20 protein-coding genes are annotated in these 23078 nt (G+C 29.6%); 2 read left to right on the plus strand and 18 right to left on the minus strand.

What is annotated here, in order from left to right; all coding sequences use genetic code 11:
- Positions 1-13: 13 nt before the first annotated feature.
- The 4 genes from OXH55_RS09980 to OXH55_RS09995 all read right to left on the minus strand — a co-directional run bounded on the left by OXH55_RS09980 (position 14) and on the right by OXH55_RS09995 (position 3837).
- On the minus strand, positions 14-1312 hold the full coding sequence (locus OXH55_RS09980) for a helix-turn-helix domain-containing protein (protein ID WP_268050074.1): 1299 nt from the start codon (positions 1310-1312) through the stop codon (positions 14-16).
- Positions 1313-1508: 196 nt separating this feature from the next.
- The gene (locus OXH55_RS09985) at positions 1509-1685 is read right to left on the minus strand and encodes a YtxH domain-containing protein (RefSeq protein ID WP_268049792.1); all 177 of its coding nucleotides are present in this window, start codon (positions 1683-1685) and stop codon (positions 1509-1511) included.
- Between the two features lie 135 nt (positions 1686-1820).
- On the minus strand, positions 1821-2753 hold the full coding sequence (locus tag OXH55_RS09990; protein ID WP_268049793.1) for a ribonuclease H family protein: 933 nt from the start codon (positions 2751-2753) through the stop codon (positions 1821-1823).
- A 28-nt stretch (positions 2754-2781) separates the two neighbouring features.
- Positions 2782-3837: a YkvA family protein gene (locus OXH55_RS09995; protein ID WP_268049794.1), complete on the minus strand. Its 1056-nt coding sequence runs from the start codon at positions 3835-3837 to the stop codon at positions 2782-2784.
- A gap of 269 nt (positions 3838-4106) precedes the next feature.
- On the opposite strand from OXH55_RS09995, the gene OXH55_RS10000 reads away from it, so the two are divergent.
- Positions 4107-5852: an ATP-dependent metallopeptidase FtsH/Yme1/Tma family protein gene (locus OXH55_RS10000; RefSeq protein ID WP_268049795.1), complete on the plus strand. Its 1746-nt coding sequence runs from the start codon at positions 4107-4109 to the stop codon at positions 5850-5852.
- 124 nt (positions 5853-5976) lie between these two features.
- Here OXH55_RS10000 and OXH55_RS10005 read toward each other — a convergent pair whose 3' ends face one another.
- The 9 genes from OXH55_RS10005 to OXH55_RS10045 all read right to left on the minus strand — a co-directional run bounded on the left by OXH55_RS10005 (position 5977) and on the right by OXH55_RS10045 (position 13338).
- Positions 5977-6945: a rhomboid family intramembrane serine protease gene (locus OXH55_RS10005; RefSeq protein ID WP_268049796.1), complete on the minus strand. Its 969-nt coding sequence runs from the start codon at positions 6943-6945 to the stop codon at positions 5977-5979.
- Between the two features lie 111 nt (positions 6946-7056).
- Positions 7057-8115, minus strand: coding sequence for an HD-GYP domain-containing protein (locus tag OXH55_RS10010; RefSeq protein ID WP_268049797.1), 1059 nt, complete (start codon positions 8113-8115; stop codon positions 7057-7059).
- Between the two features lie 165 nt (positions 8116-8280).
- Entirely contained in the window at positions 8281-10074 is a 1794-nt protein-coding gene (gene pepF / locus OXH55_RS10015; RefSeq protein WP_268049798.1) for an oligoendopeptidase F, read from the minus strand.
- Between the two features lie 19 nt (positions 10075-10093).
- Positions 10094-10489, minus strand: a complete 396-nt coding sequence (locus tag OXH55_RS10020) for a DUF6762 family protein (protein ID WP_268049799.1) — start codon at positions 10487-10489, stop codon at positions 10094-10096.
- A 23-nt stretch (positions 10490-10512) separates the two neighbouring features.
- Complete coding sequence (locus OXH55_RS10025; protein ID WP_268049800.1) at positions 10513-10974, minus strand: Fur family transcriptional regulator; 462 nt, start codon at positions 10972-10974, stop codon at positions 10513-10515.
- A gap of 92 nt (positions 10975-11066) precedes the next feature.
- Complete coding sequence (locus tag OXH55_RS10030) at positions 11067-11408, minus strand: single-stranded DNA-binding protein (RefSeq protein WP_268049801.1); 342 nt, start codon at positions 11406-11408, stop codon at positions 11067-11069.
- Between the two features lie 79 nt (positions 11409-11487).
- Positions 11488-12039 (minus strand): manganese efflux pump, encoded by a 552-nt coding sequence (locus OXH55_RS10035; RefSeq protein ID WP_268049802.1) that lies wholly within the window; start codon positions 12037-12039, stop codon positions 11488-11490.
- Positions 12040-12117: 78 nt separating this feature from the next.
- Positions 12118-12843 carry a hypothetical protein gene (locus OXH55_RS10040; protein WP_268049803.1) on the minus strand — a complete coding sequence of 242 codons (726 nt, stop codon included), beginning with the start codon at positions 12841-12843 and terminating at the stop codon, positions 12118-12120.
- A 15-nt stretch (positions 12844-12858) separates the two neighbouring features.
- Positions 12859-13338: a hypothetical protein gene (locus tag OXH55_RS10045; protein WP_268049804.1), complete on the minus strand. Its 480-nt coding sequence runs from the start codon at positions 13336-13338 to the stop codon at positions 12859-12861.
- A gap of 164 nt (positions 13339-13502) precedes the next feature.
- On the opposite strand from OXH55_RS10045, the gene galU reads away from it, so the two are divergent.
- Entirely contained in the window at positions 13503-14402 is a 900-nt protein-coding gene (gene galU, locus OXH55_RS10050; protein ID WP_268049805.1) for a UTP--glucose-1-phosphate uridylyltransferase GalU, read from the plus strand.
- Between the two features lie 85 nt (positions 14403-14487).
- Here the strand turns inward: galU and OXH55_RS10055 are convergent, their stop codons facing one another.
- The 5 genes from OXH55_RS10055 to OXH55_RS10075 form a co-directional block, all read right to left on the minus strand.
- Positions 14488-15984, minus strand: a complete 1497-nt coding sequence (locus tag OXH55_RS10055) for a S41 family peptidase (protein WP_268049806.1) — start codon at positions 15982-15984, stop codon at positions 14488-14490.
- Positions 15985-16064: 80 nt separating this feature from the next.
- Positions 16065-16547, minus strand: coding sequence for a hypothetical protein (locus OXH55_RS10060; protein ID WP_268049807.1), 483 nt, complete (start codon positions 16545-16547; stop codon positions 16065-16067).
- A 141-nt stretch (positions 16548-16688) separates the two neighbouring features.
- Positions 16689-17318, minus strand: a complete 630-nt coding sequence (locus tag OXH55_RS10065) for a hypothetical protein (RefSeq protein WP_268049808.1) — start codon at positions 17316-17318, stop codon at positions 16689-16691.
- Positions 17308-18171: an SLAP domain-containing protein gene (locus OXH55_RS10070; protein ID WP_268049809.1), complete on the minus strand. Its 864-nt coding sequence runs from the start codon at positions 18169-18171 to the stop codon at positions 17308-17310. Before OXH55_RS10070 ends, OXH55_RS10065 begins: the two co-directional genes overlap by 11 nt.
- Before the next feature lie 230 nt (positions 18172-18401).
- A complete protein-coding gene (locus OXH55_RS10075; protein WP_268049810.1) occupies positions 18402-23048 on the minus strand; it encodes a DUF5050 domain-containing protein in 4647 nt (1548 codons plus the stop codon).
- Positions 23049-23078 lie beyond the last annotated feature (30 nt).

A 23078-nucleotide genomic window follows, 5' to 3' on the forward strand; every position in this document is an offset into this window, starting at 1 on the left:
ATCCAATATTACACTATTTCAAAACCCCTAATCTTTTAAATGCTTCAACACCTTCATTTAAATATTTAGCAGCTTCTTTATCTTTTCCATTATCCACATAAAATTTACCAACTAAAATAGAAATCTCTGCATACTCGTCAGTAAGTTCCATATTTCTTGCATATTCTAATGCTAGTATCAAGGTATTTTCTGCTTCTGCTAAATCTTCTTCAAGTATATCCACTCTATACTTTAGAAGATAATAGTTAAGCAAAGCTAACTTACCTCCATTTTCAGTGTTGTCCAATATTTCCTTCAAAATTTCTTTAGATCTATCAAGATCCTTTAATTTAATGTAGTTCTCGCATATATTAATAAGAGTTTCTATATATTTTGAATCTCTATATTGTTTTCTTAATTTTTTAGCCTTATGATAATGTTCAAAGGATTCTTCTAAATTGTCAAATTCAGAAAATAATTTTCCTAAGTTATTCTCAATATGAGATACATATTTCAAATCATCAATCTCTTTAAACAGCTTTAAAGCTTCATTAGAATATTTTATTGCTTTATCCATCTCTCCTTTTTTACTATATTCTTCTGATAATAATAAAAGAGATTTAGCATATTCTTGTTTATTATCAACTTTTTTTAATTTAGCATTAGCTAGATATGAATAATTTATAGCCTTTTCTATATCTTCTAACTTAAAATATGTGTTAGCAATATAATAATAAATTTGTCCGATTAAAAAATCATTGACCAAATTATTATCACTGTACACCTTTTCTGCCTGTTGAAAATAACTACATGCAGCATGATATGCCTGCATATCTAATGTAATTGTCCCAAGCTTTAAAAACGTATTTATAATATCCTCAAATCTATTTTCCTTTATAAATATTACATTAGCAGATAAAAGATATTGTTGAGCTAGTCCTAACTCTCCTTTTAATGTATATATTTCTCCTCTTAAAAATAAGTTTTTAGCTTTTCTGTATTCTAATTTAAATTTTTCTGCATAATACAGAGCATTATCTATATACTGTTCTCCTAAACTTAATTCATAATTTAATATATGTGATTCTGCAATATTTTGAAAATAAATAGATATCTTCTCAGCTTGAGTCTCTTCCGATTCCATAAGATATTCTACAGAAATGTTAAGTGTACTTGCTAAATACTCTAACAAATCCATACTTGGATTCGACTTACCTGATTCAACCAAGCTTATTTGTCCCGGAGTTATTCTATCCCCTGCTAAATCCTTCAATGTCATATTTAATTCTTTTCTTCTTCTCTTAATTTTTTCTCCTAAAGACAATATTTCCATAAATACCTCTTCCTTTGCCAAAATATAATTAATACATTTAATAACATTTAATAATTCAGTAAATAATAAGTTCATTATAACATATTTCATTTATATTCTGCAAAAAAAATAGTGTATATTTTGAAAACAATTAAAAAAAAATAAAGGAATTCAAAATTTTACAATATATTGAATTCCCCTCATTTTTATCTAATATCTATCTCATCCAATTCATAAAAGTATCATATGCATCTTCTGCTGTATTTAACATGTTTCTGCTGCCTCTTCTTAGTCTCTTTCTTGTGCTTCTATTCATTTGTGGCACCAATAACATACCCGCAGTTACTCCAATAATGGCACCTGTAGTCATACCTCTTATAAATTTTGCCTTCATTTATTCACACCCCTTATTTTAGTTTGCAGTTTACAGTTAGTAGGTCATAGTTAATTAAAAGTTTATGTATTAATAGCATTATTAACTCTCCTCTGTTAACTACTTTTACCTATATGTTGTGCAAATTTTAAAATATTAAACATTATTTATAAGATAATAAATCAGTTCATCTTTTAATTTACCATCCATTTTCTTTATATAATCTATTAAAAAACTATTCTCTTCCTTCGTAAGCTTTTTCAATTTTTCAATTTCCTCTTTAATAGTATTTCTTTCTTCTCTTAAAACAGTATCCTCTAATCCATCTTCCTCAACAATTATATTTGATGCAGTCTCAAGTCCTACTATTTCTATCATTTTTTCTTTTAAAGCTTCATTTTTAACCTTTAATTCTTTACTCTTTAATAACTTTTTAGTTTCCCCTTTAAGCGGTACATTTATTGCCTTTTTAGCAAATTCATCAACAATTTCATTATATAAATCTCCAGTATGGCTATCTACTTTAACAAAAGTTACATTTACATCATTCGACTTAGTTAGACAGTTAAAATCCTCGTAATATTTTTTCGACGATTCTTCCTTTCTTTCCCAAAAACCTGTAGCATGGTAACACACTCCAACATAATCATGAATTATAATTAAATCATTTATACCATTGTCTCTTGCATATTCTAAAGCCTTAATAGATCCTTTAAGTTCACCAGCTATCTGTCTTATAGCCTTGCTTGCATTATCTTCTGAAGCACCGTTTTCAATGTGAAGAATAACATCATTCTTTACAACTACTAAACCATAAGAATATTTTTCTGTAGCAATATTATAACTACCATCAATATACGCCTGTATTTTATCAAGAGGATACTCATCTACTCCTTTTTTAAGAAATCCACTTCCCATATTTAAATATTCATCTGCTTCTTCCATAGAAGTAAAACTCTTGTATTTAGCGCCCTTAACACCTTTAACATATTTTAAACACTCGTTCCAAGAATAAACTATCTTATCTTCAACCTTTGTATTATTCTCAAAATCGAATCCTTCCTTAATAGCATATATCTTCTTTGCCATAGTTCATCTTCTCCTAAACTTTCTAAACTTATTTTCTTTTTCTCTTCTTTTTTCTATGTATCACTTTTTTAGAGACTACAAATATTCCACTTAAAACACTTATAGCTTTTTTCCTTCCTATCACACTATAAGAAAATTCTTTTATTTCCCTAGCCTTAGTTATAATATCATCTTTGCCCTGCCAATGCTCTAAAATAATATACTCTGGTATATCCTCTATAATCTTATCCAAAACAAAAAAGACTATTCCAGCATCATCAAATTGCCCTATAATAGGTATAGAATCTGGTAAAATATCTAAAGGCAGCGCTAGATAACCAACTGCTGCACCAATTAAAGCCTTTGTTTTAGGTTTAATTCTATTATCTTTCATAAGTCTATATAAAAGAACTATTATATCTGGGATAAGCATAGCATATTTTGCAAAATCCTTATATTCTTCTGGAAACTTATCCTCTACTTCTTCTCTTATCTTCGAGTAAGTGTCCTCTGTTTTATTTACAATCATTATTTCACTCTTACCAGACACTTCTTTATCACAAGAATTCTTACTTTCATCATTACTATTTTCCTGTCCTCTGCCTTCTGCATTTTTACTTATTTTATCTTTAAGTTCGTCTAAAGATACAGCTTTTTTAGCTTCAGAATAAATTAGATTTTCAATTTCAACCTCTAATTCACCTTTTAATGCAGTAATACTTCTGATAGTAAATTCTACAGCTGGTATGTATTTTGATAATAAAGTGAAATTTAAATATATTGTATCCTTCTCTATACTTATTCCCATACTTTTAAAATTCTTCAGAAGCTTTTTAAGCGCAAAATTTACGATTTTCACCCATATAGGTATTTTAGCCACTTTAAGATTAAATAACCTGAACTTTAATATATTATTTTCTACACTTCCAAAACCAAGAGCTGCAGAAAAACCTATTCTTAATCCTTTAGTATAATAACCTTCTACTTTTAACAATTCATTTATTTCAATCTTTTCTATTTTTAACCCATCAACCTGCACATTCTCCGCTATCATTCCCAGCAGGTCTTTTTCCGTCAATTTAACCCTTATATCAGAAATATTCATATATCTTTTGTTCCTAAAGTGTTTATTCTAAACGCTTAAGAACATCTCCCCCCCAACTTAGAATAATTTAGCAATTCAAGTAAAGTATACACAATAATTTAAATTAACACAATAAATCTTTTCCTATACCCTTTTTACATAAATTACTTTAGCAAATTTTATGATTTTTATTAGACATCCATTTATAAATTTATTATAATGAAAACCTAGGTTGACATAATAAATTTAAAATATATTGAAACTTATACTATATTAGGAAGGATGATTGGGTGAATAAAAGAAAAAACAAATATATCTTGATTCCAATAATTACAGCTATAGTATCTATTGTACTTATTATAATCACTACCATAACCTATAAATCTTCAGGTTCAAAATCTTATACAGAATTTATGAATGATGTGAAAAGCAATAAGATTTCAGTAGTATATTATACAAATTCTCCAAATCTTAAGGTTAAACTTAATGATGGAAGCATTTATGAAACTGATAATCCTAGAAGTGATAAGTTCAAAGAAACTCTTCTAAGTGATGGAGTAAAGGTTTCTGAACAATCTTATGTTTCTCCTATTGAGATTATACCTTTTGTTCTTTTGGGTGTTTCTGTAATAGCTATTCTTGTAATGGCTTTAAAAAATTCAAAGGTAGCTTCAAAAGGTCTTCGTTCTGTTGATTCTTTAGATACAAGTGCAGTAGAAGACATTGGTTATACTTTCGAAAATGTTGCTGGAAATGAAGAAGCAAAAGAAAGCGTTAAAGATATAGTAGATTTTCTTAAAAATCCTGAAAAATATAATGCTTATGGTGCACGTATGCCAAAAGGAATTATATTACACGGTGAACCTGGAACTGGTAAAACCCTACTGGCTAAATCTATTGCTGGTGAAGCTGGAGTTCCTTTTTATGCCATGTCTGGTTCAGATTTTATACAAGTGTATGTAGGGGTTGGTGCTAGTAGAATAAGACAATTATTTAAAAAAGCTAAAACTCACGGAAAAGCAGTAATATTCATTGATGAAATTGATGCCATAGGAAAAAAGAGAAGCAGTTCTGCTGGAAGCGGTGGTTCTGATGAAAGAGATCAAACATTAAATGCTCTTCTTACAGAAATGTCAGGCTTTAATGAAAAAGATGGTATTGTTGTAATGGCTGCTACAAATAGATTAGACATGCTTGATGCAGCATTACTAAGACCTGGTAGATTTGACAGACACATAGAAGTTGCTCTTCCCGACGTAGCTGCAAGAGAAAAAATATTATCACTACATCTTAAAAATAAACCTGCTAAAGATATTGATATAAAAGAATGGGCACAAAAAACCTCATTATTCTCAGGAGCAAAGCTTGAACACTTAGTCAATGAAGCCGCAATTCTTGCCTGCAAAGAAAATAGTGATCATATAGAAAATAACCACTTTGATACAGCCTTTTCTATAGTTTTAGCAGGATATGAAAAATTAAACAGAGATCATATAAAAGATATAGATAAGAAAATCACTGCTTATCACGAAGCTGGACATGCTTTAGTATCTGCAAAGTTCCTTCCAGAAGAGAAGGTTTCCAAAGTTACTATTATTCCAAGTACAAAAGGTGCTGGTGGTTATACTTTAAGTATCCCACAAGACCAAATGTATCAAAATAAGGATTATTTGAAAAAAAGAATAATGGTACTTCTTGGCGGAAGAGCTGCCGAAGAAATCATTTTTGGAAAAGATAAAATAACTACTGGTGCATACAGCGACTTAAAACACTCAACAAATATAATTACTAATATGGTTACCTCTTATGGAATGGGAGACTCTTTAGGCTTATTAACTCTTTCAGAAATAGGAGATCTATCCACATCAAATAAACAGGATATTGTAAAAGAGTGCAAAAATATTGTTAATACTTTATATGATGATGTTAAAAATCTTCTTTGTGAAAATAAAGAAATTTTAGAAGAGTTGTCAAAACAACTTATAGAAAAAGAAACCTTATACAGTTCAGATATTGATGAAATAGTTAACAATTGATACTACATTTAAAATAATAAAAGAAAAGACCCTAAATATAGATAAATTCTATATCTAGGGTCTTTTTATGTTCTTTTTTCATTTAAGTTTTTCTGTAAGAAAAAATTCATTCATTATCAATTATTCACTTAATAAATTTACTTTCTACTATTAAAGATACTAATATCCCACCTATTACTCCTCCTAAGTGTCCAAAATTATCAATATTAGGCAGAGTAAGTCCAATAAATATATTTATTCCTATAACTGAAAGTATATTTGTAACCATACCTTTTCCAATTCTATCTCGCATTTTAAATGCAAAAACTAAGGCTGCACCAAGAAGTCCAAATATAGCACCTGAAGCTCCTATTGAAACTCCTTCTGAAAATAAATAGCTAAAAATTGAAGAAACAATCCCTGCTGCAAAATATATTATTATATATTTAATCTTTCCATAAACCTTTTCTACTAAAGGTCCTAAAGCATATAAACTATACATATTTAATACTAAATGCACAAGTCCACCATGTAAAAACATAGCTGTAACAAGTCTATAATATTCACCTCTACTTATAAGCTCATTAACTTTAGCACCAAAATATATCAAAACTCTAATATCACTATCTAATATATTACGCGAAAAAATAGCTGTTATTATGTACATAAGCACATTAATACTAATCAAAGAAATAGTTATTATAGATTTCTTATCTTTTCTTTTTTCACTTTCCACCTTTTCATTATACTGTAGTATACTGTACATCTGAGCACCAAATTCTTCTAATTCTTGCGGACAATACACTAATTTATTTTTTTCTTCATCGACTATTATAATTTTATTTATATCCTTATCTTGAACTTTGATTTCTTCCTTTTCATTCTCTTTATTTAACACAAGTACTTTAATTAATTCTTGTTGACTCTCATTTGTATCTACATTACTAATATTATCTTTATTCAAAAAAACCAAACATCGATTTATTCCATTTTTCTCTTTTTGTATTCCCCAAAAAGTATTCCTACCATCTTTTGAACTTAATTCTGTAATATTATATTCATAATGTCTAGACATCATATCTATAAGAAACTTACTAAACTCTTCTTTTTTCATACTCTATCCTCCAACATTCTTATGGTATATGTAAAGAAAAAATTACAGTTATAAACACTTTATTTCCATAAGTATCTATAACTGTAAATTTAATTTCTGTCATTGTTATTTTCACACTACAGATTCAATAACAACATCACTATGCTTCAACAAATCAATCTCATAAAAAGGTATTCCTTTTCGCGTTTCTATCTCATATAAAACTCTTATAATAGGTCTGTCTGGAAATCCTTTATTTTGCTTTATTACGTATCCCTCTATACTATTTGAAAGTCTAACACAGCAACCTAGGGGATAAATGGCAAAAGTATCTTTAAAATTTTGTACCATATCTACATCAAACATTTTTCCGCTTCCCGCCAAAATCATCTCATATGCTTCATTGGGACTGAATTTATTTCTATAGCTCCTATCATTACTAATGGCATCATAAACATCGCATATAGAAACTACTTTACCATATTTTGAAATTTGATTTCCTGATAAACCATATGGGTATCCACTACCATCAACTCTCTCATGATGTTGTTCTACTGCCTTAAGTATATCCGTTGGTATTTGTATATTATTTTCTAATATTTTTCTACCATATATAGGGTGCTTCTTTATTTCTAAAAATTCTTTATCTGTTAAAGAACCTTTTTTATTAATAATCTTACTAGATATTTTAGTCTTACCAATGTCATGAAGTATTGCGCTAATTCCTAATCCCTTTAATTCACACTCACTAAAATTCATAGATACCCCTAAAAAAGCGGACATAATACCTGTATCTAAGCAGTGTACATATGTGTAATTATCATATGTCTGTATATCATATAAGCTTTTATTTACATCGCCTGCATCAATTATATATTCTATTAGATTTTCTACAATTCTAAAGGAATCTCTAGTTTCCGCCTTATTAGCCGCATGAATGTTCTTAATTATTTTAGCCATATTCTTCATAGCAACCTGTTTTAACTTAACAAGACGTTCATCTTCCATCATAACATCATCTAATCTTTCGTCCTCTATATAAACATATAACACACCTAATGTTTTAAGCTTTGATATATATTGTTCACTTAATTGTACTCCTGCTCTTAAAAGAACCCCTCCATCATTGGTAAGAATACTCTTTCCTAAAACCTCTTTCTCTTTAACCCTATTTATAAATTCAAGTCTCATATTACACCTCATAGTAACCCTGTATTTCCGTTTTTAATACATCAATTACTTCTATTATATTACAATTTATTAAACATTTCATTAATTTCCTGCATATTTTTTAACATTTGGAAATACTTTTTGGTATAAATATGGTTAAACTTAAATTCATATTAAATTCGTTTTTTATTTATCCAGCATATCTAAAAGTTCATTAAATCTATTTATTGTATCCTCTATTGGCTTTGAAGTTGTCATGTCGACTCCTGCTTTTTTAAGGATATTTATAGGATAATCTGCTCCTCCACTCTTTAAGAAACCTTTATATTTTTCTACAGCACTTTTGCCTTCCTGTACAATATTTTTAACAAAAGAATTTGCTGCTGAATATCCTGTCGCATATTGATATACATAAAAATCTCTATAGAAATGTGGAATTCTAGACCATTCCATATCGATCTCTTTATCTATAATCATATCTTTTCCAAAATATTTAACATTTAAATCGTGATATATGCTGCATAAATCTTCAGAAGTCAGAGGCTCACCATTATCAATCTTCTCATGAGTAATCTTCTCAAATTCAGCAAACATTATCTGTCTAAACACAGTCGTTCTAATTTGCTCAAGTTGAGTATTTATAAGATATAATCTCTTTTTTTCATCCTTCTCATTATCTATAAGATAATTTATAAGTAAACACTCATTTACTGTAGAAGCCACTTCTGCACAGAATAAAGTATAATCAGCATATACATATGGCTGTTCCTTTCTTGAATAATATGAGTGTATAGAGTGTCCCATTTCATGAGCAAGAGTTGATACATCATTTAATTCATAATTATAGTTTAAAAGTACATAAGGCATTGTATCATAGCATCCCCATGAATAAGCTCCTGTTCTTTTACCCTTGTTTTCATATATATCTATCCACTTTTTCTCTATTCCTTCATTAAATATCTTTAAATACTCTTCTCCTAATGGCTTAATAGCTTCTTTTACTGTTTTAACTCCTTCGTCAAATTCAATATGAGTCTTTGGTGTATCTATTACAGGCACATACAAATCATACATATGAATTTCGTCTAACCCCAATAATTTTTTCTTTACTCTTACATATCTATGAAGACTTTCTATATTCTTATTTATAGTCTCAATAGCATTTTCATAAACCCTTACTGGAATATCATTTGGCTCCAAAGAACTTTCTATAGAATTTCTGTATTTACGAGTTTTTGACATAAAAGAAAAATTCTTTATAGATGAAGTAAGCGATGAAGCTAAGGTATTTTTATATTTTTCATAAGTTCCAAATAAAGCTTTGAATGCAGCCTCTCTAACCTTTCTATCTTTAGATTTTATATACTTTGAATAGTTTCCTTCTGTTAACTCTACTTCATTTCCTTCTTCATCTTTAATATTAGGAAAAGTCATATCTGCATTTGATAACATACTAAAAATATTACTTGGTGCATTTAAGCAATCAGATACTGATGCCATAAGCTCTTCCATCTCGCCGCTTAATGTATGAGGTTTTCTCTTTAATATTTTTTTAAGCATAAACTCATACATTTTAAGTTCAGGCAGCTCTTCAATTGCCTTTTCAATTGTTCCTTCTTCATAAGATAATATTTCTGGAACAAAAAATGATCCTGCAGCCATAAGTTCAGCTAAATATGTTTCAATCTTACTCTTTAATGCTTGAAAGGTTGTATTGGTAGTATCCTCATCTGATCTTAAGAAAGCATAAACAGTTAGTCTATCTGCAAGTCTTGATATCTCTTCATCTAGCTTTAGAAAAGCAAGCAGCTCTTTAGCATCATTTAGTTTTCCCTTAAACGCTCTAAGCTTTGGAGTAGTTTCTTTAAGTCTTAAAAAATCCTTTTCCCACTCTTCAATACCTGAATAAACCTTTTCTATATCCCACTTATACTCATTTGAAATTTCTTCTCTCTTTTTAACTATCCTTACATCACTCACAATATCACACCCCAATCTTTTAAAGGTATTCTTCTTTTTTCTTTTCTGCCTCTTCAAAAGCATTCTTTATTTCTACGCTGATAAGCTCGCAAACATCAGTTAGCTTTTCTTTCATATCACTATGCTCCTCAATATAGTCAAACTCAACAATCCATGTTGGATTATATTCATCATCCTTCTCTTCTATTCCATATCCCTTCTCTTCAAAGGCTTCTAAATTAAATAAATCATATATAGCAGTATACTGCCACTCTTCAACATCTTCTTTAGTATCAAAATATAAATTTATTTTATCCTCTTTGTAAAAAAACTTAGTTACATATTCAGCTCCTTCTAAAACATCATAGCTTCCAAGTTCTCCTACAAATTTATTATCCTTGTCTACTTCCATAAGTACTAATGATGAAAATTCCATTTTATTATCCCTACCTTTTCAAATTATTTTTTACTTACTTTCCATTTTTCAATTTCTTTTCTTTCATTTAAAGGTTGATTCATTCTACATTCTTCACAAATACACCTTAATTTAATCTCCTTTTCTATAAAGGTGAATCCTGTTTTACTCTTTATTATTTCTTCAACTTGTATCATAGGACAGTCAATCTGTACTTCTTTATGACACAAATGGCAAAATATCGTATGCTTGTGGCACTTGTTTTTTAATATGTAATTATATTTTCCTTCACCTACATCAAACTTATTCAATATATCTTTTTCTTCCAGCAAATCAAAGGTTCTATAAACTGTAGATAAATCCACCTTTTGTCCTTTCTCTTTACATTTCTCAAAAATATATTCCGCAGTAACTGATGCTTCACTTTCCTCTAAAACTTTCATTATAGCTATTCTATTTTTAGTACTTCTTATATTATTTTCCTTTAAAATCATTTCTATATTCATATTACCACCTTAGAATAGTTTTACCACAATTATAACATAAAAAAGCCAATAGAACATTTAGATTTCACGTTCCACTGGCCGTAGTTATCACATTAAATAGCTGTTTCTTTAGTTTTGTTCCACTCTAAAAATTGTATTTCCTGGGCAACAACCTGACTTATATATCTCTTCACTCCATCTTTACCTTCATAGGAAATCATCTGAAGTCTTCCGATTACACTAATAAGATTTCCTTTCTTTGTATGCTTAGCTAACTTCTCAGCATTTCTTTCCCACGCAACTACTGGAATAAAATCTGTTACCCTTTCACCTTTTTCATTAAGAAATGGTCTATCAACTGCTAAAGTAAAATTGGTAACATTTTTGTCATTTTCCTTTATATGTTTTAGTTCTATATCTTTTGTAAGCCTGCCTATAAACAAAACCTTATTCATATATATTCCTCCAATAAACTGTAATTTTTATTTTAAATTATAACCATATAAATTTTTATTAATCAGCAGGATTTTAAATTTATAGAAATATCATCTTAAGCCCAAATAAAATCAAAATAATTCCTCCAACATAATCCGCATACTTTGCAACAACTTTAATTTTTCTCAAATATTTTGAAATAACAAAAGCAAAACCTGACATAATAAGAGAAACTAAACCTATAAATAAAGTATATTTAAGCAATAACAACTTGTTAGCTATATTGTTAAAAACCGTAAACCCAACAACTGCTGCATCTATACTTACAGAAATACCAAGAATAAAATACATTTTTTTATCTAAAAGAATATTTTCATCCTTTTCTTCTAAGCCTTCTTTTAACATAAGTGCTCCTACAACAGCTATTATTACTCCACCTATAACCTTTGGCAAAGCCAATACATATGTAGTAAATAAAAATCCTGCATAAGCACCTATAAAAGCAAAAAGAAATTGAAAAAATCCAAAAGATGTAGAAAACCAAAGTTTATTTTTAAATTTTATTCCTTTATTTATGCCTATACTTAAAGCTACTCCAAAAGCATCTAATGCTAAGGCTAAAGCTATTATTAACAGTGAATACAGATCCATAAAACTTTCTCCTTGTAATATACAAAATATATACATATATTATGAAAAATTCTTTTGGATTATTCATATCTAGTAATTTTATCTATTGTCATCAGCATAAATTTGCACCTCATATGTTCCTGCTTCTGTAAAAGTTAAATATATCTTAGCTGTTACCTTCTCTGTAATTTCACCTAAATCATATTCTTCATTTTTATTTGCTTGAATTTCAGTATAGTCTTGCTTATTTTTATTCTTTGAAACTATTACACCAGTATTATTATTTAAATTTAGCATTAGATGTGCGTTATGAAATCCTAACTTGTTAATCACCTTTTCTGATACATTAATAAATACTGTTTCTCCACTCTTTACATTTAAAGTAATTTTTCCTTTCATATCTTTAGAATCATTACTACCTTCCACTATTTCACCAGTTAAGTTAATTGGATCTACTCCTTTTTTATTTATAGTAACCTTCTCTTTTACTTTTATAAGTTCAGGAAGTTCACCATCAATAACTATATCTACAAATTCTCCGTCAGCAGAATCTAAAGTTACTTTCTTATCTACAATACCCTTTGGTAAATTATATTCTCCCCCTTTTAATTTAATTACCTGTCCCTCATCAGCAGCCTTTATTGCCTCATTTATCTCTGAATATGTATATTTATCTCCATCTCCAACGTCAACTTCTCTTTCCACTACAATTGTTGTAGTTAACGAATTTGATATCTGTTTTGCAAATACTTTTGTTGAACAATTTAGTACAGCCAGTGCTGCACCCATTAATACTATAATCTTAAAAATTTTATTTCTTATCATCTTATTATCCTCCTACTATTCTTTATAGTTTTCAGCATAAACTCTCAGATTGTATGCACCTTTTTTCTTGAAAATAACACTTACAGTATAAGTTTTATCATTCTTCACCTTACTTTCCTTTATAATTTGATATTTGCCTTTATAACCCTTAAGCTCTTTATCTTTATAAATTAAAGTAATATCATTTTCTGATATATCCTTATCAGATTTTTTCCACTCCATCACATAAGCTACATTTTCTACAGCGTCAGTATTATTTTTCAATTTAGAAAAGATAGTGATATTCATCTTTCCTCCTGTAGTATTTATTGAATTTACATTATTCCACGAAAGGATAATAGGTCTATCACATTCTTCATCTACATTATTTTTAAATGTATCTACTGCTTCCTTATTCTTTAAGGTTTTATCAAAATCATAGTTAAAGACTATAATACTTAAGAATACAACTAACAAAAGACATAAAAAACTTACTATAACTTTAGTGTTTTTCATCTTAACACCTCATTCTTAAAGCTCATTCACTTTACATCATATCCCTTTTTTTATAATTTAAACCATATAATTATCTTTATTTCCAATTTTAGATGTTCTATATTGCTTTTATAAAATATATATTAGAATAAAGATTTTTTTTCACAATAGGGGTGATATAATTAATGAGAGTAAAGAAAGCAATAATACCTGCAGCAGGATTAGGTACAAGATTCTTGCCTGCAACCAAAGCGCAACCTAAAGAAATGCTCCCTATAGTTGATAAACCTACCATTCAATATATAATTGAAGAAGCTGTAGCATCTGATATAGAAGAAATATTAATTATAACTGGAAGAAATAAGAGAGCAATAGAAGACCATTTTGATAAATCTATAGAACTTGAATATCAGCTACACCAAAATAATAAAACTGAATTACTAGAGTTGGTAAAAAACATATCCAATATAGTAAACATCCATTATATAAGACAAAAAGAACCAAGGGGACTTGGCCATGCCATAAGCTGTGCTAAAACCTTTGTAGGAAACGAACCTTTTGCTGTTATGCTTGGAGATGATATAGTTGACAATGAAGTTCCCTGCTTAAAACAATTAATAGATTGCTTTAATGAATATAAAACAAGTATTATAGGAGTACAGCCTGTTCATGAAAAAGATGTATATAAATATGGAATAGTAAATGGACTGCATATAGAAGATAAAGTTTATAAAGTTAAAGACCTTGTAGAAAAGCCAAGTATAGATGAGGCTCCATCAAATATAGCAATACTAGGAAGATATATAATAACACCTGAAATATTTAACATATTAGATCACACTAAGCCAGGAAAAGGTGGAGAAATTCAACTTACCGATGCTCTTAGAACCTTAATCTCAAAAGAAGCTATGTATGCTTATACTTTTGAAGGAAGAAGATATGACGTAGGAGATAAATTAGGGTTTTTGCAGGCTACTGTAGAATTTGCCCTAAGAAAAGAAGAGCTGCAAAAGCCTTTTATAGAATATTTGGGGAAATTACTCGATGATCCTCAATTTAAAAAACTCTACTCTGAACTAGAATAAAAAATAATCCAGCAGAACTTCAATGTTCTACTGGATTTATTTTTATATTTTTATATAAAAATTGTGACCTGACCCCAAATTTCTCTTATTTAACTACTATCTTCATCACTGCTCCTGCAGTTAAAGATTTTCCAGCTTTACTTTTTATCTTATCATTTACAATGAAATAATATGTCTGATTTTCTTTAAAACCTTCTTTTAAATTTACAACTACTTTATTTTCCTTATCTAAAGTAAATTCCACAGGAACTTTTTCAATACTACCTTCTGCAACTAATTCTATATTTTCATTATTTACAGTGTTTGCATCTATCTCTTGATTAAATGTTATAGATATAGTTTTATCATTTTTATCTTTTACAATCTCTTTTAATTCTTTGCTGTTAAGTTTAAATAACTTTCCATCCTCATTTATATTAGATAGAAGTAATGCTGCTGTCTCAAAAGAATCCTTGGTAGACGTCTCAAAATCTGGAGTAATACCTTTATGCTGAATTACATTTCCCTTAGGAGAGAAAAACTTAGACGTTGTAATCTTAATAAAACTTCCATCACTCAAAGGAAACATATTTTGAGCAACCCCTTTTCCATAAGTAGTTTTACCTATGAAAAAGGCTTTTCCATAATCCTTCACTGCTGCTGATAAAATTTCAGAAGCACTGGCACTGTATTCATTTACAAGGAATATTATAGGCTTTTCTACAATTTTATTATGATCATACCCATAATAAGTATAAGTTCTTTCAGCATTATCCTTCATTACAACTACAGGCTTGTGCCCAACAAAATGTCCTCCAATATCAAGGGCTTGAGTTACATATCCTCCCCCATTAAATCTTAAATCTATTATATAACTCTTTACGTTTTCCTCTTCTAGTTTATTTAAACTATTTAAAAATTCATCTCCTGTTTTTTCTCCAAAAGAAGAAATTCTTATATATCCTATATCATTCTTTAAGACTTCATTAATTACTGTTGGATTAGTTATAACTCCTCTTGTAACCTGAAAGTTTAAAAGTTTTGATTCTCTTTTTACTACAAGCTGAATCTTAGTTCCTTCTTCCCCTCTTAAATATTTAGAGGCTTCTTCTGAAGATTTTCCTTGAAGAGTATTTCCATCTACCTTTATTATGATGTCACCAGATTGAAGTCCCGCTTCTTCTGCTGGTGAATTTCCAATAGTAGATAAAACCTTAACCCCTTCATCCACTATATCTAAATAAATACCTATGCCGCAGAACTTATTATCTATAATATTTACAAAGCTCTCATATTCTTCTTTTGTAAAATAGCTTGAGTAAGGATCATCTAAAGCTTCAATCATTTCAGAAACAGATTTTGAATCCTCAATTTTGTCACTTACGTCTTCTATATAGTAGTTATTTATTAAGGCTCTTGCTTGTGTTAAAGTTGTAAAAGCTTCTGTCTCTGTTGAAACTTCTACTACCTGACCCTGCTCTGCAATCTTATCTGCAGCAGAAACATTTACATAAGAAAAGTTTAATGCATATATTAATGATACTAAAAATAAGAAAAGCGTGTTCATCTTATTATTAATTTTTTTACTTTTAAATAAATTCATGTTTTTCACCTACTGTTCTCATAAAATTAGAACTGCCCTCTTTTTGAAGGCAGTTCCTTAAATATATTAATTTCAAAGTTCTATTCAATAGAAGTTATTTCTAGAGCATCCTCTGCTCCTTGGCTTCCTGTATCCTTATCAGAGTAAGTTATCTTACCGTTACTTGCAGTTACATCCTTTACAATCTTAGGTACAGTAGTCATAGTTGCTCCTTTATTTTCAGTAAAATCATCTAATGAGAATGCTTTATTATTGATATTTGCATCCATAAATGCTTTTTTTACTTCTTCATAATCAACATATTTTTTTGTATCATCATGAAAAGCGTATAGACCATTCTTTGAGAATAATCTTTTGTAATCATCGTATAATGCATCAGAACCATTAATATTATAGTTCATAAAAGATTTTACTAGGGCTTGTCTATCAAATTCATATACAGTACCTGTACTCTTATCTTTAATTAAGTACGCATCTGTCTTGGCATTAGCCTTTGCACCCATTCCTAACGCAACACATCCAGCTATAGCCAAAGTAGCTAAAACCTTTACTCTTTTTTTCATGAAACCATCCCTCCATAACTTTAAGCATAAGTATCTTTTTATTTTTTCATAAATTAGATATTCAATATCTATTAATAAATAACCCAAACCTAATCAAAGTTCGCAGGAAATCTCACAAACTAGGATCTTTGATATTGGTTCCTATTTCTTTAAAGCAACTTTTACATTACTTCTTATTGCATTTTCATCTGTAGTTTGTATAACTCCATGGAATAACTTCTTAGAAGGAACATACTCAAGCTTTTGTCCCATTACTTCTACGGAATATTTAGTAGGATCGTCAGTTTTTAACGTTATAGCTACATATCTATCCATTTCAGTTAAACCACTTTTTATAGTTATAGTTTTCTCTGGTATATTATCGTCTTTTTTTGCCTCATCTTTAGGCGTATCATATATATTAGATTCTGATACTTTTTCACCATCATATACTACATCAACACTTACATCTTTTCCTTTATTCTTCTCTTTAAGTTCTTTAGCAAGTTGATCTGCAACCTTGTCCGCTTGAATTTTATTTGCTTCTGAAGTAATAGTAATTGTAGCTTTTACTACTTTATCTCCAGCTTCAATCTTTGCATTTTGCATGTCTTTTTTTAGACCTTCAGTTATTTCCTTATTAATTGGTTGAGTTACTTCTTTACCATTTTCCTTCTGCTTGCTTTTTCCGCCTCTTAAAGAAGCTATAGTTGCAAACGTACTGCCTACAAGCGCTAATGTAAGTAACGCAACTAATATTCTTTGAGTCTTTTTTCTGCTATTATTGTTCATCTTTCTTCTCATCTCCTGTGGAAATAGTATTCGTCATAGTAAAATTAACTTTCCATTTGCTTAAATTAGCCCTAGCTTTATTTATTTCATTTTTAGAAAACGTAAAGCTGTAAATTCTAGCCTTTAAAGGACTTATTATAACATTATCTAAATAGAATATTCCAGCTGCAGCTATCTCTCCTGTTGCATCTAAAATTGTTATTGGAACTTTTTTCACTCTAATTCCCTTATCATATCCATTACGTATTACTATAGTTACTGATATTCCACCATCATCCGTTTTTACAACTTCGTAAGTGGACATAGTAAATTTTCCTTTTTTAAGCAAAGGAAGACTCTTTAAAAACTTAGTATATTTCTCTTTATTTTCCATAGAAATTTTCTTAGGAAGATTTTCATACTCTACCGTAACAATAGTTTCAGCCTTTAATTTTTTTTCAAAAACAAGCTTTAACTTTGTAAGATCCTGTCCTTCCAAATCCACCTCATCTTTAGAAAAATATATTTTCCAAGGTCTTACTCCATGTGGTGGTATATTTCCCGCTTCTCTCAAATCAAAAAGCTTTCTTGCCAGAATCTTTTCTTCACTATCTACTATAATAAAAGGAACATATTGAAGCATTAAATCCTGCTGAAGACCATTTCTTATGAAAATACTTGTTTCATAGTTGTCTTCCATATCAAATATAAAATCTGTAGTTATATCAACCTCTCCTTCTCTTATAGATGGCAATTCAGAAATTTCATCCTCCAAACATTCTTTTTGGAAATCAGAAAGTCTATCTTCTATCTCAGGATGAATGGAAAGCTTAGTATCAACCACTTTTCTTTCATCATTTGAATTCATTGTCATAGTTTCCCTCCAACTTTTATGAATTTTATCATATTTATAACATTATAAGTATACCATATCTGTCTAATTTATAGAATAATATTTTCTTTCATATTAAGTAACTAAATTGTTAACTTTCTATGATATTTAAATAATGTTTAAACTTACAAGGAAAAGCCCCTGAAAGAATATTTCTTCCCTGGGCTAGTTATAGTTAATACTATATGTTTAAAATTTATGTCAGTTCAAATTTATGGAGTAACATCTGTGATTGCTTTATATACTCCTGTTGTAGATTCTCCAACTGTATTCTTTGTATATACTGCTAAATGAGTTACTCCTGCTGATGGTGTACCTACTACAATATCATACTCATTTGTTCCTACTGCTACTTCTCCTAATTTTGTTCCTTTTGTACTTCCATCTGTTGATGTATATATCACATAATGCGTTACATTTGATACATCTGCTGGTGCTGTCCATGTAATCTTTCCACCAATTTGATTCACACCTGTATCTCCATCTGTAAATTCTACTGCTGATACTTGTGCTGTTGGCACACTTGCTTCAACACTAACTACCTCTTTAGCCTCAATAACTGCACTTTGAATATTCTTACACATAGTCTTACTTCCATTTATGCCAACTGCTATTACTGCTATATATATGCTCTTTTCAGCAGCATCATTATTAGTAAAACGAACTGTACCTGTACGTTTATCAGCTGCAAAAACTGTACCAGCATTTGATAATGTAGGCTGACTACCTTCTTTTACAACTACTTCATAACGTGCTATATTATTTGACTCTGGTGCTTCCCAAGTTACTGTAATTTCACTAGTTACATCATCTATTTTATTTACAGTCACAGGATTCATATTAACTTCTATCTGTTTTACTGTAACATACAATTTCTTTATAGCTGTTTCTGACCCTTTAGTTATAGTAGCAGTTAGTGTAACTCTTTCATCTCTACCTACTGGTCTGTTTACCTTTCCTAGATTAGACCCTACACTAGAAAGTATGGAATTTTTATCAGAAATCCATGTAATATTAACATCATTTCTGAATTTACCTTTTGTTGGTAAAACTATATCTTCTGTTATATTACTCATATTCTCTATTGTAAGCCCATTCTTCTCAGCAAGAACTATTTCCTGATCTGTAGCATTTGCATCTGGCACACCAATGTCAATCATAATTGTCTTCAATCTATCTGCTGCATTATCTATATCTCTTTGAGAAACATTTTTAAAGTTTGTTGCATTCATATGAACTTCTTTAGCCTTAATAACAGCATCATTTAATTTTCTTCTGCTGTCACCATCTAATGTTAATAACACTCCATTAGCTTGATCAATTAAACCCTTCAAAATATCTAAATGTATCCATACCGTAACATATTTTACTTCTGAAATATTTCCTACCTCATCAACAGCTACTATTTGATAATTTGTATTTATATTTGTAGTAGCTGCTTCCAGCTTATCGGTACTCATATATTTAGGAATTCCAGTTCTTGCACTTCTAAATTCTTTACCGATTTTAGCTTTAACAGCTTCATTAATTAAATCTATGCTGTCTATATTTCTAATATCTTTACTTATAATATATAGATCACTATTTTCATCACTAGTAGCTTTGAAAGCTTCTCCAAGATATAACTTAGCTGCATCGCCTACATCAACTCTATCCCATAATGTTACTGTAGGTTTTTTGTTATCTACAATGACTGTATAATCTGAAACTGGAGATGCTCCAACATTATTAGTAATTACAAGTTTGTATTCTATATCTTTATAGTTTGGATCATTTGGCTCCATTCCCTTTGGTGCATTCATAACTTTAGTAGCACCATCACCTTCTAAACGGGTAACTGTCTTATTAGCAATATCAGTACTAGTAAATGGCCATGGTTTTCCACTTAGTGTTGTCCAATTTACTACTTCACCTATTCTACTAACAGGTATTAACCAAGCTGTTTCTCCTCTAGCTGGTGTTGTATTTAACTTAACATCATCATATTTTTTAACCTTTTGCTTAGAAAAACTTGGTTTTTTAGGAAGCATCTCATCGTCCACATCTATAGTTACACCATCACTACATACATATCCTTCTACATCTGGATCCTTACCTCTGTCGTCTGATGAAGCCCATCCCTCAAACTTACCTGCTACATATATATTGTATTTACCTTTTCTAAATGTAGTTCTCTTACTGTCCTTTGTTAATTTTTCATCTCCATGCCATGTGCTTCCAGTAGTTGAATTTCTAACACCTATTTCATCTATTTTATCAAAGTCACTCTTACTTAAATCAAGTTTAGTACTACCATAAAGTATATATACATGATACTTCTCAGGAGATCTTACTTGAGAAGGTACCCATTCCACTATTTCAAAATCTTTTCCGCTTACTCCTATACCTTCATCGTCTCCATCTTCCGCTCTAAGTATAGAAGGTATATCTGCCTGCTTAACTTGTGTTGGTTTACTTTCTGCCTTTCCTTTTCTCATAACTGTAATCCAAATGCTCTTTTGTCCATATTTATCTAATTCTAATCTTTGAACTGTTGCTCTATTATATTTTCCTATCCTAGTTACAGTAGCCTTCCCTAGAGATTTCACACAATCTTCACTATCATAAATATTTATTACATCACCAATATTAAGCTTTCTTGGCTTAGCTGATGGATTGTTGTCAAATACATTTTCCACCTCAATTATATCTGTATTTCTGCCAGGATTGTTGTAAATTCTTATTGTATTAGTTTCATTAAGCTTTTCTGAAGCTAACCAAAGCTCTAACTTAATTTTTCTATTAAATCCAACAATCTCTCCATTATAAGTACGCACACCATTTCTCATAGTCGCTTTTTCAGTATCCCAAATTACAGAAAATTGATGCATTGTATTATCATCCATAATTCCTGAAACTTTCTCAGGTAAATATTCATCTTCTAACTCTGAAATTTCCAAATTGACATCTGAATAATCAACAGTTACCTTAATGTCATCCATTTCTATTATTTTACTTGCAGTTTTACTTTTTCCTATAGCTTCTGCCTTTTCTTTTCCATTTGTATCACTAGGAAGCTTATAAAGCTTTCCTTTACTTGTATAATAAATAAAATTATTTACTATACTAATGTAATCAACTTTCTCATTAGTTAATTTATATTTAGTACCACTTCCATCTGTACTAATCTTATACAGTTTTCCACCGTCCTGATGGTTGCTATAATAAATCCATTTTCCAACTACATTTAAATGGAATCCCTTATCAAACTCTCTAGTTTGTCCTTGTATAGGAATAATGCTTCCAGTACCATCCTTTTTAACTTTACTTAAAACTCCTGTACTAGAAGTATAGTAAACCCAATCTCCCTTAACTTGTATTGAATTTGCCCATTCATCACTTAACTTAGAAACATAGTTTCCACTCCTATTAATTACATAAGGTTTGTGTCTATCATTTATGTTTGTGTAATATATCCATTCTCCACATACATTAATATAAGCTACTTCATCCTTTAATATACTGCTAACTACTTTTCTTTCAGTACCATTTGTTCTTATTTTATACAATCTTCCACCATCTGAATGATTGCTGTAATAAATCCAATCTCCTGATATAGTAACATACGCAGCCATATCATCAGATATTTTTTTTCTTCCAGTACCATCTTTTCTTATTTTGTATAGTTTTCCGCCATCTGAATAGTTACTATAGTATACCCAGTCATTAAAAACATTTATGTATTGAGCCTTATCATTACAGATAGCATTATTAAATACACCATTTGTATCTAGCTTGTACAGTTTACCACTATCTCCTGTATTATTGAAATACAAATATCCATCTCCATCTTCTGTTACATATCCATTGTTATTTATGTTTCCAGCTGTATTACCGTCAAGGTCACTATTTGCAATTCTAAGAGAGTTTTTACGATCATTAGAATTTAAAGTATATAAATTTCCTGTAGCTAAAACAGTTTTGTTACTAGATAAAATTTCAATTTTCTCTACATAACTTGAAGATGCAAACACAATACGGTCACCTATTTTTTTCATACTGTTGCCGTGTTGTACTCTAAAATATTCAGCCCCTTCAATACCTTGTACACTATCTACCGTAACCGTTATAACCTTAGCACTCGAATTAACTGTTACGTCTGCATATACAGCCGGTTCAACCAATTCATATTCTGATATTTTTTTATTCCATTCATATATTAGCTTTTCTCCATTTGGACCAATATAAGTCATTTTATCATAGTGTTTAGGCTTATTTTTACCACTAATATCTATATCCCCAAAGATATTTTTTATCTTTCTAGCAGTAGGTGTATAAGCATAATAAACATCATAATGCTCATTTAGAAGTTCATTTTTTAGTCTAGAATTTTTTGCAAGATAATCTATTGAATATGCTGTATCCTTTAAAATAATCAATCCATCTTCGGAAGGAAGTCCTGCATATACATTTTTTACTATAAAAGAAATTTTATTAGCCTTAACTAATTTTTTACCATGTTTAGACTTGATATCTTTTAAAATTATATAATACTGCTTACCCTGAAGGTAATCAGATATTGGTTTTATAGTTATCTCTTTTTTATCTTCTGATACATGTAAATTCGTGTAAAATTTGCTTCCCTCAGAATCTTCCACATATACATTTGAAGAGTGTATAGTACTTTCATCTAATTCTCTGTTAAATTTTATTTTCCACTCCTTGTCAACTGGAACTCCTTCATTTCTATAGGTTACCTTATAGTCTATTTTTTTATCTTTTTTGTCCTTAGTTGTATATGCCAAAGCTGTTTCCGGCATAACTAAAAAGACTATAAGCAATAATAGAGATATTACCCTATTAAACTGATTTCTTCTCAAAGTTCTCCCCCCTTAATAAATTTAAAAGAT

Origin of the sequence: Clostridium ganghwense (genome assembly GCF_026735165.1) — a bacterium.
GTDB lineage: Bacteria > Bacillota > Clostridia > Clostridiales > Clostridiaceae > Clostridium_H > Clostridium_H ganghwense.

Excerpts from the sequence above, each read along its gene's own strand:
- OXH55_RS09995 (WP_268049794.1), bottom strand. The coding sequence starts at position 3,837 with ATGAATATTTCTGATATAAGGGTTAAATTGACGGAAAAAGACCTGCTG.
- OXH55_RS10025 (WP_268049800.1), bottom strand. The coding sequence starts at position 10,974 with ATGAATATAGAAATGATTTTAAAGGAAAATAATATAAGAAGTACTAAA.
- OXH55_RS10060 (WP_268049807.1), bottom strand. The coding sequence starts at position 16,547 with ATGAAAAAAAGAGTAAAGGTTTTAGCTACTTTGGCTATAGCTGGATGT.
- OXH55_RS10035 (WP_268049802.1), bottom strand. The coding sequence starts at position 12,039 with ATGGATCTGTATTCACTGTTAATAATAGCTTTAGCCTTAGCATTAGAT.
- OXH55_RS10040 (WP_268049803.1), bottom strand. The coding sequence starts at position 12,843 with ATGATAAGAAATAAAATTTTTAAGATTATAGTATTAATGGGTGCAGCA.
- OXH55_RS09985 (WP_268049792.1), bottom strand. The coding sequence starts at position 1,685 with ATGAAGGCAAAATTTATAAGAGGTATGACTACAGGTGCCATTATTGGA.
- OXH55_RS10070 (WP_268049809.1), bottom strand. The coding sequence starts at position 18,171 with ATGACAATGAATTCAAATGATGAAAGAAAAGTGGTTGATACTAAGCTT.
- galU (WP_268049805.1), top strand. The coding sequence starts at position 13,503 with ATGAGAGTAAAGAAAGCAATAATACCTGCAGCAGGATTAGGTACAAGA.
- OXH55_RS10030 (WP_268049801.1), bottom strand. The coding sequence starts at position 11,408 with ATGAATAAGGTTTTGTTTATAGGCAGGCTTACAAAAGATATAGAACTA.
- OXH55_RS09980 (WP_268050074.1), bottom strand. The coding sequence starts at position 1,312 with ATGGAAATATTGTCTTTAGGAGAAAAAATTAAGAGAAGAAGAAAAGAA.
- OXH55_RS10065 (WP_268049808.1), bottom strand. The coding sequence starts at position 17,318 with ATGAACAATAATAGCAGAAAAAAGACTCAAAGAATATTAGTTGCGTTA.
- OXH55_RS10055 (WP_268049806.1), bottom strand. The coding sequence starts at position 15,984 with ATGAATTTATTTAAAAGTAAAAAAATTAATAATAAGATGAACACGCTT.
- OXH55_RS09990 (WP_268049793.1), bottom strand. The coding sequence starts at position 2,753 with ATGGCAAAGAAGATATATGCTATTAAGGAAGGATTCGATTTTGAGAAT.
- OXH55_RS10010 (WP_268049797.1), bottom strand. The coding sequence starts at position 8,115 with ATGAGACTTGAATTTATAAATAGGGTTAAAGAGAAAGAGGTTTTAGGA.
- OXH55_RS10005 (WP_268049796.1), bottom strand. The coding sequence starts at position 6,945 with ATGAAAAAAGAAGAGTTTAGTAAGTTTCTTATAGATATGATGTCTAGA.
- OXH55_RS10020 (WP_268049799.1), bottom strand. The coding sequence starts at position 10,489 with ATGGAATTTTCATCATTAGTACTTATGGAAGTAGACAAGGATAATAAA.
- OXH55_RS10045 (WP_268049804.1), bottom strand. The coding sequence starts at position 13,338 with ATGAAAAACACTAAAGTTATAGTAAGTTTTTTATGTCTTTTGTTAGTT.